Raw genomic sequence first — 14249 nt, 5'->3', positions numbered from 1 at the left:
TCGGCCGCGGGGACGTCAGCGCGCGGGGAGGGCGCCCAGCCGGGCGAGCGCGTCGCGCACGCCCGCGACGCCGTCGCCCCGTAGCGCATCCCGTGCCGCGTCCACGTCCGCTCCGGCGAGCAGCATGACCAGCGCGACGTGCACCTCGCCGTCGGCGGCGTGCAGCACGTCCTCGCACGCCTCGGGCTCGAGCCCCGTCGCCTGGACGAGCATGCGCACGATGCGCGCGCGCAGCTTCTGGTTCGTCGGCCGCACGTCGATCATGAGGTTCGAGTACGTCTTGCCGAGCCGGATCATCGTCGCCGTCGAGAAGGTGTTGAGCACGAGCTTCTGCGCGGTCGCGGCCTTCATGCGCGTCGAGCCGGTGACGACCTCCGGACCCGTGTCGACGAGGATCGCGACGTCCACGCCGGGCGCGAGCGTCGCGTGCGGGTTGGCCGAGACGAGCACGGTCCGGGCACCGCGCTCCCGCGCGACGTCGAGAGCTCCCCGGACGTAGGGCGTGCGACCGCTCGCGGCGAGCCCGACGACGACGTCGTGCGGGCCGACCGCGTCGACGTCGCGCCGGCCGAGCTCGACGTCGTCCTCGGCCCCCTCGACCGCGAGCATCATGGCCCCGACACCGCCCGCGAGGTGCGCGACGAACCACTCCTCCCCCACGCCGTAGGTCGGCAGGAGCTCGACCGCGTCGAGCACGCCGAGCCGTCCCGACGTCCCGGAGCCCACGTAGTGCACGCGTCCCCCGGCCCGCAGCGCCTCCACCGCGAGGTCGACCGCCTCGGCGATCCGGTCACGCTGCGCGCGTACCGCGTCGGCAACCGTCGCGTCCTCGTCGGTGATGCGGCGCACGACGTCCGCCGTCGACAGCAGGTCGACGTCCGTGGTGCGCGGGTTGCGCTCCTCGGTCGGCGACGCGAGGCGCAGCAGGTCGTGCCAGTCCTCGGTGGTCGTCGTGGGGTCGGTCATCGGGTGCTTCCCTTCGTCGGTCCCGGTGTCGGGCCCGGATCCCGCGGGACGAGTGCCCGCGGCGAGCTGGTGAGGACCATCCGGCGCACGGGCGTCGTCACGGCGGGCCACGGCAGCGGCCCCGCGGGCGTGAGCGAACCCAGCACGACGGCGCGCCGTGCGCCCGTCGCCCGACGCCGGTGCTCGCCCTGCGCCGTGCCCGGCAGCCCGTGCGCGGACAGGAAGCCGAGCAGGGCGAAGAGGTAGGCCTCCTTGGCGTCGACCGGCAGGCCGAGCGCGTCAGCCGTCACGACCGTGCAGCCCGAGGCGACCCGGGCATCCAGCGCGGCGCGCAGCCGGTCGAGCAGGACGGGGTTGCGCGCGCCGCCACCGGAGACGACGACGCGACGCACGTCGTGGCCGGCGAGCGCGTCGGCGACGCTCACGGCCGTGACCTCGGTGAGCGTCGCGACGAGGTCAGGTCCCGTGAGGTCGGGTCGGACCGCGGCGAGACGCCGCTGGACGTAGGTCGCGTCGAAGAGCTCGCGCCCCGTCGACTTCGGCGCGGGCGCGGCGAAGTACGGGTCGTCGAGCAGCGCCGCGAGCGCCACGCCGTCGACCGAACCCTGCGCGGCGAGCGCGCCGTCGCGGTCGTACGCGAGACGCCCGTCGGTGAGCGCGGCGACGGCGACGTCCAGCAGGCAGTTCCCGGGCCCGGTGTCCCAGCCGGTGACGGGGTCGTCGACGCGCCCGACGAGCGTGACGTTCGCGATGCCGCCGAGGTTGAGCGCGGCGGTCAGCCCGGTGCCCTGGTCGGCGGCGTCGCTCCCGAGCCACAGCGCGTCGAGCACGCTGACGAGCGGCGCACCGTGCCCGCCGGCAGCGACGTCCGCGACGCGGAAGTCGCTGATCACTGGACGCTTGACGTGCTCCGCGATCCACGCGGCGCTGCCGAGCTGGAGCGTCCCGCGCGTCCTCGCCCCGACCACCCAGTGGTAGATGGTCTGGCCGTGCGACGCGACGAGGTCCGCGTCCCCGCCGGCGACGTCGTCGATCGCGCGACGCCCCGCGCGCCCGAGCTCCTGGCCGATGAGGGTGTCGAGCTGCGCGACCTCCGCGACGTCGACCGCGGCGGGCGGGAGCGCCTTGAGGATGCGCTCGCGCAGCGCTGGGGGCCACGCGTACTCCGTGTGGCCGAGCGGGCGCACGCGCAGCGTGCCGTCGGGACCGAGCGAGAAGTCGGCGGCGGCCGCGTCGATCGCGTCGACCGACGTGCCGGAGGACAGCCCGAGGACGATCACGGGGTCACCTCCGCGGCGGGGCGGTCGAGCGTGCCTGGTGCCGCGTGTCCCGCGAGGAGCCCGACGGCGACCCGCGCGTTGGCGCGTCCGGTGCCGCACGCGACCACCACCGCGGCAGGCACGGTGCCGCCTTCTCCGGGGCGGCCGAACCACTGCTCGACGGCGACCGGGAACCCGGTGTGCACGACGACCAGCTCCGGCCGCGCCACGAGCAGCGCGTCGAGACGCGCTCGCTCGCCCGACCCCGCGACCGGCTCCCTCGTCAGGACGACGAGCGGTCGGTCGGAGGCGGTGACGTCGGCGAGGACGCCCGACCACGTGTCCTCGTCCGCGGGCCGCAGGTGCCGCACGGACCCCGGGGCGAACGCCTCGTCCAGGGCGCGCTGCACGTGCTGGGCGGTGCGTCCTGCGGCGTGGTCGAACCGCAGGCGGAGGTCGACGACGTCGGGCACACCGGTCAGCGGGAGCGTCGGTGGTCCGCCCGTGGCCGGCCGGGCCACGACCCGGACGGCACGAGCGGCGGCGGCCGCCCCCACCGCCTCGAGGTCCGCGAGCGCCGCGAGGGCGGCCTCGGGCGAGCAGACCACGCCGGACGATGCCTGGCGCGCGCGCGTCGCGGCGAGCGCCCGGGCGGTGCGGGCGGCGGAGGTCCGCAGCCGGTCGAGCGTCACGCGGCCCGAGGCGACCGCGCCGACGAGCGCTTCCTGCGCCTGCCGGAACAGCGTCTCGTCGTCACGGCCCACCGTGGTCCCGAGGCAGAGCAGGTCGGCGCCGCCCTCGATCGCGCGGACGGCCACCTCGCCGACGTCGTGCGGTCCGTCGTCGGTCTCTTCCGCCCGGCCGGTGCCGGTGCCGGACCGAGAGCCGGCGTCCGCACCGCCCGCGTAGGCCGCGAGCGCGCCCATGTCGAGCGCGTCCGTGACGATCGGCCCGTCGAACCCCAGCGAGCGGGCGAGCTCCGCCACGGCGGGCTCGAGCGTCCCGGGCAGCGCCCCGAGGGCCGGGACCACGACGTGCGCGGTCATGAGCGCGTCGAGCCGCTCCTCGGGCGCGACGGCATCCCCGACGGTCGCCGCGAACGGCGGCAGGTCGCGGGCGCGGAGCTCGTCGAGGCTCGCGTCGACGACCGGGAGGGACAGGTGCGAGTCGACGTTCGTCGCGCCGTGCCCCGGGAAGTGCTTGCCGCACGCCCCCGCTCCGCCCGCGTGCAGCCCGCGGACGAAGGCTGCCCCGTGCCGCGCGACGAGCGTGGGGTCCGCACCGAACGAGCGCACGCCGATGACGGGGTTGTCGGGGTCGGAGTTCACGTCGACGTCGGGCGCGAGGTCCAGGTCGATGCCGGTCGCGGTGAGCAGGCGCCCGAGCGCACGCCCGACCGTCTCGGTGAGCGCGACGTCGTCGACCACGCCGAGCGCGGCGTTGCCGGGGATGCCCGACCCTGTCGCGGCCTCGAGCCGCGACACGTCGCCGCCCTCCTCGTCGACGGCGATCAGCAGGTCCGGCGCGACCTCGCGGAGGCGCGCCGAGAGCCTGGCAGTCGTCGCGACGTCGGGCGTGTTGTGGCCGAAGTAGAGCACGCCCGCGAGGCCGTGCCCGGCGGCGTCGACGAGCCACGCGGGCGGCTCCTGGGTGCCGGTGAAGCCCGGGAGGAGGACGCCGTTCACGGCGCGGACGACCTCGTCCGCGGTCGGGGCGCTCATCCCTTCACCGAGCCCGCGGTGAGGCCCGACGACAGGTTGCGCTGGACGAGCACGAAGAAGATCAGGACGGGCAGGGTGATGATCGTCGACGCGGCCATGACCGCTCCCCAGTCCGTGGTGTTCTCGCCGAAGAACTTCTGCAGGCCGATCGGCACCGTGTACTTGCTCGACTGCTGCAGGAAGGTCAGCGCGAAGATGAACTCGTTCCACGCGGTGATGAAGGAGAAGACGCTCGTCGCGACGACGCCGGGCGCGACGAGCGGGACGAGGATCTTCCAGAACATCCGGCCCCACGACGCGCCGTCGAGGTAGGCGGCCTCCTCGAGCTCGACCGGCACGGCCGCGACGAACCCGCGCAGCGTCCAGATCGCGAACGGCAGGGCGAACGCCAGGTAGACGACCGTCAGCCCGAGCAGCGAGTTGAGCATGTTGAGTGTGCGCATCTGGAGGAACAGCGGGATGACCAGCGCCTCGAGCGGCACCATCTGCACCATGAGGACCAGGACGAGCATCGACCGGCGGAACCGGAAGCGGAAGCGGCTCACGGCGACGGCCGCGAGCAGCGCGATGATCGACGACGCGAGCACCGTGCCGACCGCGACGAGCACGGAGTTGCGCAGGTACTGACCGAAGCCGCCGTCGTCGATCACCGTGAGGAAGTTGTCCCACGTGACGCCGGCCGGCAGGAGCCGGGCGCCGCGCGTCGCGGCCTCGGGGTCGATCGCCGAGGAGAACATCCAGTACGCGGGGAACAGCGAGAACAGCAGCAGCGCGACCATGCCGGCGGTCTTCGCGCCGGCGGCGCCGGGGCGGCGGCGGTGCGCTCGCAGGACCTGCGGGGTCCTCCCGCCCGGGCCGTCGGTGCTACCGGCGCCGTGGGGGGCCGTGCCACGGTCGAGGGTCGGGGCGCTCACAGCTCCTCCTCCTTGAACAGGGTGCGCATGTACACGAGCGTGATGCCGAGCAGGATGAGCGTGAGGAGCACGGCGATCGCCGAGCCCATGCCGTACTTGCCCTGCGCGAACGACTCGATGTACGACCACACGCCGAGGTTGAACACGTCCTTGTTGCCGCCGTTGCCGCCGGGCATGAGGTAGATCTGCGTGAAGACCTTGAAGTCCCAGATGGTCGACAGGATCGTCACGACGGCGAACACCGGGCGCAGGATCGGCGAGGTGATGGACCAGAAGCGGCGCCACGCCGAGGCGCCGTCGACCTTGGCGGCCTCGTGCAGCTCGTGCGGGATGGTCATGAGACCGGCGAGCACGGTGATCGCGACGAACGGGAAGCCGTGGTGCACGACGTTGAGCGTCGCGATCGCGTAGAACGACAGGCGCTCGGTGAACCAGTTGACCGTGCCGGGCTCGATCGCCCCGACGCCCTCCAGGACGGACGCGACGAGTCCGTTGAGCGGGTCGAAGATCCAGATCCACACGTACGTGCCGGTGATCGCGGGCACGGCCCAGGCGACCATGATCGCCGTCGCGCCGACACCCCTCCACACCGGCCCGAGCGTGTTGAGGAACAGCGCGACCGCCGTGCCGAGGACCACCGTGAGCACGACGCACGCGAGCGCGAAGAGCACGGTGTTCGGCAGGACGACGGTCCACAGATAGCTGTCGCCGAGGATGTCGGCGTAGTTCTGCAGGCCGATCCAGTTGGACTCGCCGCTCGCGATCTGGCGCAGCCCGTAGTCCTGGAGGGACAGCAGCACGACGCGCACGAGCGGCCACAGGAGCAGCACGCCGAGCACGACGAGCGCCGGGCCGAGCAGCAGCCAGGGTCGCAGGGCGGACCGGTGCCCGAGTCCGGGTCGGCGCCGCGGCGGGCGGGTGGGGGTGGTGGCCGAAGGCGCCGGTGCGCCCGGTCCTGCCGGGTCCACCGAGGCGCCGGGAGCGGCTCTCAGGTCTGCCATGGTCGTCCTTGCGTGTCGTCCGGGCGCGTCGGCCGTGCGGAGGGGTTCGGGCGGGGCGACGAGCGCCGGGCCGCGGGGATCGCCGCGGCCCGACGTCGGTCGCGTCCGGTCAGGAACCGAACGTCTCGTCCATGTCGGCGGCCGCGGTGTCGGCTGCCTCCTGGACGCTCGCGCTGCCCGAGAGGATCGACTGCAGCATCGTCTCGAGGGTCTTCTTGCCCTGGATCTGCCCGTACAGCGGCGTCACCGGCACGGAACGGCCGGCCTCGACCATCTGCTCGGCGAAGGGCGCCACCAGCGGGTCGTCCTCGGCGATGACGTTCTCGAGCAGCGACGTCTGGCCCGGGAAGTAGCCGGACTGCTGTCCCCACTCCTCGGCGAAGTCGCCCGTCGACATCATCTCGACGAACTCCCAGGCGAGGTCCTGCTTGTCGCTCTCGGCGAAGACGCCGAGGTGCGAGCCGCCGAGGAAGGAGTCGGACAGGCCCTCGGTCTGGCCGGGGATCGGGAAGGCACCGATCTTGCCCTCCATCTCGGGGACATCGGCCAGGATCTTGCCCGGGGTCCACGACCCCGAGATCATCATGCCGACCTGACCCTGCTCGAACGCCGCGAGGAGGTCGGTCTCCTTCCACGTCGTGGCCGCGGCCGTCGAGAAGTCGTGCTCCGTCGCGAGGCCCGTGTAGAACTCGAGGCCCTCGACCGACGCGGGAGAGCTGATCTCCGACGTCCAGGTGTCGCCGTCCTGCGTCGCGAGGTCGCCGCCCGCGCCCCAGACGAACGGCATCGCGCCGTACTGGCTGTCACCTGCGACCGGGAAGGGGATGATCTCCGGGTTCGCGGCCTTCAGCGCGTCGGCCGCCTCGACGAGCCCGTCCCACGAGGTCGGCGGCTCGATGCCCGCGGCCTCGAACAGGTCCGTGCGGTAGACGATCGACCGGACGCCCGCGTACCACGGCATCCCGTAGATGCCGCCGTCGAGCGTCGCCGACTCGAGCAGGCCCGGCACGAGGTCGTCCTCGAGGCCGGCCTCGGAGATCCGGTCGGTGAGGTCCGCGAGGGCGCCGACCTCGGCGAACTCGCCGGTCCACGTGGTGCCGACCTCGGCGACGTCGGGCGTGGTGCCGCCCGCGATGGAGGTCGTGAACTTGTCGTGGGCGCTGGCCCACGGCTGGAACTCGATCTGGAGGTCGGCGCCCGTCTCTTCCTTGAAAGCGGTCGTCACCTCGTCGAAGAACGCGTCGGCGTCGGGGTTGGTGCCCTCCATGATCCAGACGGTGAGGGTCTCGCCCGTGAAGTCGCCGGAGCCGGAGTCCGCGGAGCCGTCCGCGTCACCGCCGCCGTCCGACCCGCCGCACGCGGACAGCCCGAGTGCGAGGAGGAGGGTGCCCGTGACGGCCACCGTGCTGCGTCGCTGCATGCCGTGACACTTCCTTTCTGGTCGGCCGCTGGGGAGACGGCCGGGTCGTGTGCCCTGATGTGCCGCGCGCTGCCGAGGCGGCTCGTGCGGCGTGAAACTTACTTCCATCAGTGAGCGTATGCGTGAAGATTACTGCCAGCACGCGACGAACGGAAGCCAGGCGCACAGATGTTGCACGTTCTTAACGATCCCCGGCACGTGCGGTCCGCCCGTGCCCGCGAGGTAGGCCCACGGTCGGCGAAGCAGTACCGCGGTCGGCGACGTAGTACCGCGGTCCGGTGAAGTAGTACCGCAGCCCGCGAAGTAGTACCGCAGCCCGCGAAGTAGTACCGCGGTCCGGTGACGTAGTACCGAGGTTCCGCGCGCGGCGCGCCCTACGTGCGCGTCACGGCACGCGCGCGGTCCACTCCGGCGTCGAGAACTTGGTCCGGGCCAGGTCCTCGGCCAGCGCGCGCTCCTCGGGCGTGACCTTGCCCTCGACCGTGCTGTACCGGGAGCGGAAGTGCGCCTTGAACGCCTCGATGACGTCCTCGCGCGCCATGCCCGTCTGCGAGCGCACGGGGTCGACCCGCTTGTTCGCGCTCTTCGTGCCCTTGTCGGACAGCTTCTCGCGCCCGATGCGGAGCACCTCGGTCATCTTGTCGGCGTCGATGTCGTACGCCATCGTCACGTGATGGAGCACCGCTCCCCCGCGCAGGCGCTTCTGCGCCGCCCCGGCGATCTTGCCCGCCGGCGACGCGATGTCGTTGAGCGGCTTGTACGTCGCCTCCACGCCGACGTCGGCGAGCGCCCCGAGCACCCAGTCGTCGAGGAACGCGTACGACCGCTCGAAGCTCAGCCCTTCGACGAGCGACGCCGGGACGTAGAGCGAGTACGTGATCGTGTTGCCGGGCTCGACGAACATCGCGCCACCGCCGGAGATGCGGCGCACCACGGTGACGCCGTGCCGCTCGGCGCCCTCGGCGTCGACCTCGTTGCGCAGCGACTGGAACGACCCGATGATGACGGCGGGCGACGCCCACTCCCAGATCCGCAGGGTCGGGCCGCGCCGTCCGGCGTCCAGCTCCTCGGTGAGCACCTGGTCGAGCGCGAGGTGCATCGCCGGGCTCTCGGGCCCCTCGTGGATCACCTCGAACTCGTGGTCGTGCCAACCCGTCGCGTGACCCAGCGCGCGACGGACCGCGATCGCGACGGCCTCGGGCGAGAACCCGATCATCGTCACGTCGTCGCCGATCACGCCCTGGACCGCGTTCGCGAGCTGCGACACGGTCGCCGACTCCGGCATCCCGGTCAGCGCACCGTCGATGTCCTCGAGCGCATCGTCGGGCTCGAGGAAGAAGTCGCCGCTCACCGCGACACGGGCGAGCCGCCCCTCCTCCACCTCGATGTCGACCGCCACGAGCTTGCCACCGGGGACCTTGTACTCACCACGCACCCGCCCAGCCTAAGCCCGACACCCGAGTCCCGGGCCGCGGACCGGAGCGGGCGGGCCGGAGCGGGCGGGCCGGAGCGGGCGGGCCGGAGCGGGCGGGCCGGAGCGGGCGGGCCGGAGCGGGCGGGCCGGAGCGGGCGGGCCGGAGCGGGCGGGCCGGAGCGGGCGGGCCGGAGCGGGCGGGGTCGCGGGTCGTGGAGGGTCTGGCGGGAGGCCGCGAGGAACGAGCGGCCGGATGGTAGACCCGCGACCCCGCCCGCGGAGGCCCGCCCGCGGAGGACCACCCGCGGAGGACCACCCGCGAAGACCCACCCGCGAAGATCCACCCGCGAAGACCCACCCGCGGTTACCTCAGTCCCCCGAGCTCAGCGAGGTTCGACCCCCGCATGCACCAGCCCGAAGATCGCAGAGTCCGTCAACGCCTCCCACGCCGCCTCGATGAGGTTCGGCCCGACGCCGACGGTCGACCACGACGACGCGCCGTCGGTGGTCTCGATGAGGACGCGCGTGATGGCGTCGGTGCCCTGCTCGGTGTCGAGGATCCGGACCTTGAAGTCGATGAGCTCGAAGGCCTCGATCTCCGGGTAGACGCGTGTGAGCGCGAGGCGCAGCGCGTGGTCGAGGGCGTTCACCGGGCCGTTGCCCTCGCCGGTCGTGACGATGCGCTCGCCACCGGCGTGGAGCTTGACAGTCGCCTCGGCGGTGGCCTCGGTGCCGCGCGAACCGGTGCGCTCGATGATCGTCCGCCAGCTCTCGACGCGGAAGTAGCCCGGCCGCTCGCCCGTCATCTCCTCGCGCAGCAGGAGCTCGAAGGACGCGTCGGCGGCCTCGTAGGTATAGCCGTTCGCCTCGTCGTCCTTGACGCGGTTGGTCACGCGCGTGAGGAGCTCGCCCTGGCCCGAGAGGTCGAACCCGAGCTCGCGGCCCTTGAGCTCGATCGACGCGCGCCCGGCCATGTCGGAGACGAGCATGCGGATGTCGTTGCCGACGGCCGTCGGGTCGATGTGCTGGTAGAGGTCCGGGTCGACCTTGATGGCGCTCGCGTGCAGCCCGGCCTTGTGCGCGAACGCGCTGCCCCCGACGTACGGCTGGCGCGCGTACGGCGAGATGTTGGTGATCTCCGAGACGGCGTGCGCGATGCGGGTCGCCTCCTCGAGCCCGTCGCCGGAGAGGGTGCGCAGCCCGTGCTTGAGCTCGAGGTTCGCGACGACCGTCAGCAGGTCGACGTTCCCGGTGCGCTCGCCGTAGCCGTTGACGGTGCCCTGGACGTGCGCGGCGCCGGCCTCGACGGCGGCGAGCGTGTTCCCGACGGCGCAGCCCGAGTCGTTGTGCGCGTGCATCCCGAGCAGCGGGTCGCCCGGGAGCGCGTCCCGCCCGTGGGCGATCCCGACGGCGTCGCGGAGCTCGCCGACGATCTCACCGACCCAGGTGGGCAGCATCCCGCCGTTGGTGTCGCACAGCGCGACGACCTCAGCGCCCGCGTCGAACGACGCCTGGACCGCGGCGCGCGTGAACGCCGGGTCGTGCCGGTACCCGTCGAAGAAGTGCTCGGCATCCACGACGACGCGGCGCCCCTCACCCACGAGGAAGGACACGGTGTCGGTGATCATCGCGAGGCCCTCGTCGGGGGTCGTGCGCAGGGCGCGCTCGACGTGCCGGACGTCGGACTTGGCGACGAGCGTGACGACCGGCGCCTCCGAGTCGAGCAGGGCGCGGACCTGCGGGTCGTCCCACGCGCGCAGCCCCGCCTTGCGCGTGGCGCCGAAGGCGGCGAGCACCGCGTTCCGCAGGTGCAGCTCCTTGGCGGCGCGGCGGAAGAACTCGGTGTCCTTCGGCACGGCGCCGGGCCAGCCGCCCTCGACGAACCCGACGCCCAGCTCGTCGAGCAGCGGGGCGATCGCGAGCTTGTCCGCGACGGAGAGGTTCATGCCCTCCTGCTGGGCGCCGTCGCGCAGCGTCGTGTCGTAGACGTGGAAGACCCGGGCGCTGCGAGGGTCGGTCCCGGGGGTCGTCACCGAGGTCATGGTGCTTCTTCCTGCCGTTCGTCGTGTGGTGCCGGGCGGCGCCGCAGCGCGGCGCCGGGTGCCGTGCGACACCGCTCCCGGGAGGCCGGGTCGAGCCCTCGTGAGGCGACGGGCCCGGCGTCCGAGTCGCCGGGCTGGGGTGGTGCCCGGCAACAAAAAGACCCCCCGAGGGTGCGGGAGGTCTGCGCGTCCGGTGAGTGCTTCCGAACGCGCTACTCGATAATGAGGTGGGAGACGAGGTGTGTCACAGGGCACATCGTGCCACAGTCCGACAGGATGGACGAGAGCGTCCACCCAGTGGGCAATCCCTGCGGGCTCGGGTGCGACGCGACGCGACCGACGGAGGAGTGACGATGAGCGACCCGACACCCGGGTACGACCCGCAGAACCCCCAGACCCGACGCTACGGGCAGCCGCCGGCCCAGCCGCCCGCCGCGGCGCCGGGCCAGCCCCCCGCGCTGCCCCCGACGCACGACCCGCGCGCCGACTTCCCGGAGCCGCAGCGCACGGTGAGCCCCGCCGACCCACGCCTCACGGTCGAGGCCGGGCGCTTCTGGGCGGGCGCCGCCGCGACCGCTCTGGTCGCCGCGCTCATCGGACTGATCGGCGTCATCGTGTTCGAGCGCATCTTCACGATCGAGCTCGTCCCGCCCCCCGATCTCTTCTCGACCGGTTCGCAGCAGGCGGCGTGGGCGATCGACGGCGCGATCCTCGCGATCCTCGCCGCCGGGCTGCTCCACCTGCTCATCCTCAGCACGCCGCGGCCGCGCGCGTTCTTCGGCTGGATCATGGCGCTCGTCATCGTCGTCATCGCCGTCCTGCCGTTCGCCTGGACGAGCGACGTGACCGCCGCGGCGCTCTCGGGCCTCATCAACCTGCTGATCGGCATCGCCGTGTGGTCGCTGCTCGCCGGGGTCGCGGGGCGCACCATCGTGCGGCGCCCGGCCGTCTGACCGCTGCTCCCCACGTGCCCGACGCCGGGGCGCACCTCCACGCGGACGTGCGCCCCGGCGTCGGGCACGAACGGAGAGACGGAACGGCTCAGGCGAGGCGGCGCAGCCAGCCGTGCCGGTCGGCGGAGCGGCCTGTCTGGATGTCGGTGAGCTCGGTCCGGATGGTGAGGGTGAGCTGCCCGGCGTCGCCGCCCGCGATGGTCTCGTCGAAGTCGGAACCGGCCAGGCGACCGATCGGCGTGATGACCGCCGCCGTCCCGCACGCGAACACCTCGGTGACGGACCCGTCGCGGATGCCGGCGAGGAGGTCGGTCAGCGGGATCCGTCGCTCGACGACCTCGTGGCCGCGGTCCGTGAGGAGCTGGATGATCGACGAGCGCGTCACGCCCTCGAGGATCGAGCCGCTGAGCTCGGGCGTCTCCACCGACCCGTCGGCGCGCACGACGAACACGTTCATGCCGCCCAGCTCCTCGAGGAAGGTCCGGGTGCTCGCGTCGAGGAAGCACACCTGCTCGCACCCGTGCTGCTGCGCGACGACCTGCGGCAGGAGGCTCGAGGCGTAGTTGCCCCCGCACTTCGCGGCGCCGGTCCCGCCCGCGCCCGCGCGGCTGTACTCGCGGTCCACCCAGATCGACACGGGCTTCACGCCGCCCGAGAAGTACGGCCCGACGGGCGACGCGATGACGAGGTACTCCGCCTCGAGCGACGGCCGCACGCCGAGGAACGCCTCCGACGCGTACATGAACGGGCGCAGGTACAGGCTCGCCTCCTCCCCCGTGGGCACCCACTCGACGTCGGTGCGCACGAGCGCCGTGACGGACCCGACGAAGTCGTCCACGGAGAGGGCGGGCAGCGCCAGGCGGTGCGCCGAGCGCGCGAACCGCGCGGCGTTCGCCTCGGGGCGGAACGTCCACACGGAGCCGTCGGCGTGCCGGTACGCCTTCATGCCCTCGAAGATCTCCTGCCCGTAGTGCAGGACGGCGGTCGCCGGGTCGATCTGCAGCGGACCGTACTTCTCGATGCGCCGGTCGACCCACCCGTCGGTGGAGTTCCAGCTGATCCGCGCCATGTGGTCGGTGAAGACCGTGCCGAACTTGGGGGCGGCGATCGCGGCCTCGCGCTCCGCCGGCGGGCGGGGCGCGTCGGAGCGACGCACGTCGAACAGGGCGATGAGGTCTTCCGTCGAGGAGGACGGCTGGTGCTGCGCTGCAAGCGGGGTGCTCATCATGAGGCCTTTCACCTGGCGACCCGGGTGGTCTCCGCCTAGTTTTCCACGACCGCTCGCCCGGTGCGGGCAGCACGACGTCGCGACGGCGTCACCGGGTCAGAACGAGTGGGGTTCCGGTCCGGGGTGACGACGACCGAGGCGTGGGACTGGTCCGCCGGTGCCGCAGCACCGGTCGAGGGCTCAGCCGGCGACGCGAGCGGCGAGCTCGCGGCCCACCTCGGCCGTCGAGCGTACTCGGCCGCTGCGCTCGGCACCGCGGTTGGCCAGGTCCGCCGCGACGGCTGCCTCGACGCGCCTCGCCTCGTCGGCGAGCCCGAGGTGGTCGAGGAGCAGGGCGACGGACAGGACCGTCGCGGTCGGGTCGGCCTTGCCCTGTCCGGCGATGTCGGGCGCCGACCCGTGCACCGGCTCGAACATCGACGGAGCGGTGCGGTCCGGGTTGATGTTCGCGGACGCTGCGAGACCAATGCCGCCGGTGATCGCCGCGGCCTGGTCGGTGAGGATGTCGCCGAACAGGTTGTCCGTGACGATGACGTCGAAGCGCGACGGGTTCGTGGTGAGGAAGATCGTCGCGGCGTCGACGTGCAGGTAGTCGGTCGTCACGTCGGGGAAGTCGGCGTTCACGGCCTCGACGGTGCGGCGCCACAGGTGGCCCGCGTGCACGAGCACGTTGTGCTTGTGCACGAGCGTGAGGTGCTTGCGCGGACGTGCCTGGGCGCGGGCGAACGCGTCGCGGACGACGCGCTCGACGCCGAACGCGGTGTTGACCGACACCTCGGTCGCGATCTCGTGGGGCGTCCCGGTGCGCAGCGCGCCGCCGTTGCCGACGTACGGCCCTTCGGTCCCCTCGCGCACGACGACGAAGTCGATCTCGCCCGGGTCGGCCAGCGGCGACGTCACGCCCGGGTAGAGCTTGCCCGGGCGCAGGTTCACGTAGTGGTCGAGCGCGAAGCGCAGCTTGAGGAGCAGCCCGCGCTCGAGGACGCCGGACGGCACGCTCGGGTCGCCGATGGCCCCCAGGAGGATCGCGTCGTGCCCGCGGATCGCCTCGAGGTCGGCATCCGTCAGGGTCTCCCCCGTCGCGTGCCAGCGCCGCGCACCCAGGTCGAACGGTGTCGTCGTGACCTTTACGTCCGTACCGGTGAGCACGGACTCGAGCACGGCGAGGCCCTGCTCGACGACCTCGGTCCCGATGCCGTCGCCGGCGACGACTGCCAGATCAATGGTGCGCGTCATGCCGTCGACCCTACGCCGCCAACCATCCCTCGGGACGCTGGTCTCACCTCTCGGACGTGGTTCTGCACCCGAACGTCGGCCGTTCGACCACATCC

At 72.9% G+C, this 14249-nt stretch carries 11 protein-coding genes; 1 reads left to right on the top strand and 10 read right to left on the bottom strand.

The window, feature by feature from the left end:
• Positions 1-15 precede the first annotated feature (15 nt).
• From murQ to cimA, 8 genes are all read right to left on the bottom strand, one after another.
• Positions 16-966, bottom strand: a complete 951-nt coding sequence (gene murQ, locus ACZCLJ_RS00260; RefSeq protein ID WP_463105063.1) for an N-acetylmuramic acid 6-phosphate etherase — start codon at positions 964-966, stop codon at positions 16-18.
• Positions 963-2246, bottom strand: a complete 1284-nt coding sequence (locus tag ACZCLJ_RS00255) for an anhydro-N-acetylmuramic acid kinase (RefSeq protein WP_463105062.1) — start codon at positions 2244-2246, stop codon at positions 963-965. Before ACZCLJ_RS00255 ends, murQ begins: the two co-directional genes overlap by 4 nt.
• The gene (locus ACZCLJ_RS00250) at positions 2243-3946 is read right to left on the bottom strand and encodes a glycoside hydrolase family 3 N-terminal domain-containing protein (protein WP_463105061.1); all 1704 of its coding nucleotides are present in this window, start codon (positions 3944-3946) and stop codon (positions 2243-2245) included. Before ACZCLJ_RS00250 ends, ACZCLJ_RS00255 begins: the two co-directional genes overlap by 4 nt.
• Positions 3943-4725 (bottom strand): carbohydrate ABC transporter permease, encoded by a 783-nt coding sequence (locus ACZCLJ_RS00245; protein WP_463106330.1) that lies wholly within the window; start codon positions 4723-4725, stop codon positions 3943-3945. Before ACZCLJ_RS00245 ends, ACZCLJ_RS00250 begins: the two co-directional genes overlap by 4 nt.
• A gap of 131 nt (positions 4726-4856) precedes the next feature.
• Positions 4857-5861, bottom strand: a complete 1005-nt coding sequence (locus ACZCLJ_RS00240; RefSeq protein WP_463105060.1) for a carbohydrate ABC transporter permease — start codon at positions 5859-5861, stop codon at positions 4857-4859.
• 109 nt (positions 5862-5970) lie between these two features.
• The gene (locus tag ACZCLJ_RS00235) at positions 5971-7281 is read right to left on the bottom strand and encodes a sugar ABC transporter substrate-binding protein (RefSeq protein ID WP_251151772.1); all 1311 of its coding nucleotides are present in this window, start codon (positions 7279-7281) and stop codon (positions 5971-5973) included.
• Between the two features lie 385 nt (positions 7282-7666).
• Entirely contained in the window at positions 7667-8716 is a 1050-nt protein-coding gene (locus ACZCLJ_RS00230) for a lipoate--protein ligase family protein (RefSeq protein WP_463105059.1), read from the bottom strand.
• A 362-nt stretch (positions 8717-9078) separates the two neighbouring features.
• A complete protein-coding gene (gene cimA, locus ACZCLJ_RS00225) occupies positions 9079-10737 on the bottom strand; it encodes a citramalate synthase (protein WP_251151774.1) in 1659 nt (552 codons plus the stop codon).
• Between the two features lie 353 nt (positions 10738-11090).
• Here cimA and ACZCLJ_RS00220 point away from each other — a divergent pair, with 353 nt between their 5' ends.
• Positions 11091-11690, top strand: coding sequence for a hypothetical protein (locus ACZCLJ_RS00220; protein WP_251151775.1), 600 nt, complete (start codon positions 11091-11093; stop codon positions 11688-11690).
• 88 nt (positions 11691-11778) lie between these two features.
• Here the strand turns inward: ACZCLJ_RS00220 and ACZCLJ_RS00215 are convergent, their stop codons facing one another.
• Positions 11779-12915, bottom strand: a complete 1137-nt coding sequence (locus ACZCLJ_RS00215) for a branched-chain amino acid aminotransferase (protein ID WP_251151776.1) — start codon at positions 12913-12915, stop codon at positions 11779-11781.
• A gap of 183 nt (positions 12916-13098) precedes the next feature.
• Positions 13099-14154 (bottom strand): 3-isopropylmalate dehydrogenase, encoded by a 1056-nt coding sequence (locus tag ACZCLJ_RS00210; protein WP_463105058.1) that lies wholly within the window; start codon positions 14152-14154, stop codon positions 13099-13101.
• Positions 14155-14249 lie beyond the last annotated feature (95 nt).

This window comes from Cellulosimicrobium sp. So1_17, assembly GCF_055181235.1.
This window is presented reverse-complemented; position numbering and strand designations above follow the sequence as displayed.

Coding starts and splice junctions, on each gene's coding strand:
- murQ (WP_463105063.1), bottom strand. CDS start 966: ATGACCGACCCCACGACGACCACCGAGGACTGGCACGACCTGCTGCGC.
- cimA (WP_251151774.1), bottom strand. CDS start 10,737: ATGACCTCGGTGACGACCCCCGGGACCGACCCTCGCAGCGCCCGGGTC.
- ACZCLJ_RS00245 (WP_463106330.1), bottom strand. CDS start 4,725: ATGGTCGCGCTGCTGCTGTTCTCGCTGTTCCCCGCGTACTGGATGTTC.
- ACZCLJ_RS00235 (WP_251151772.1), bottom strand. CDS start 7,281: ATGCAGCGACGCAGCACGGTGGCCGTCACGGGCACCCTCCTCCTCGCA.
- ACZCLJ_RS00215 (WP_251151776.1), bottom strand. CDS start 12,915: ATGAGCACCCCGCTTGCAGCGCAGCACCAGCCGTCCTCCTCGACGGAA.
- ACZCLJ_RS00210 (WP_463105058.1), bottom strand. CDS start 14,154: ATGACGCGCACCATTGATCTGGCAGTCGTCGCCGGCGACGGCATCGGG.
- ACZCLJ_RS00220 (WP_251151775.1), top strand. CDS start 11,091: ATGAGCGACCCGACACCCGGGTACGACCCGCAGAACCCCCAGACCCGA.
- ACZCLJ_RS00250 (WP_463105061.1), bottom strand. CDS start 3,946: ATGAGCGCCCCGACCGCGGACGAGGTCGTCCGCGCCGTGAACGGCGTC.
- ACZCLJ_RS00240 (WP_463105060.1), bottom strand. CDS start 5,861: ATGGCAGACCTGAGAGCCGCTCCCGGCGCCTCGGTGGACCCGGCAGGA.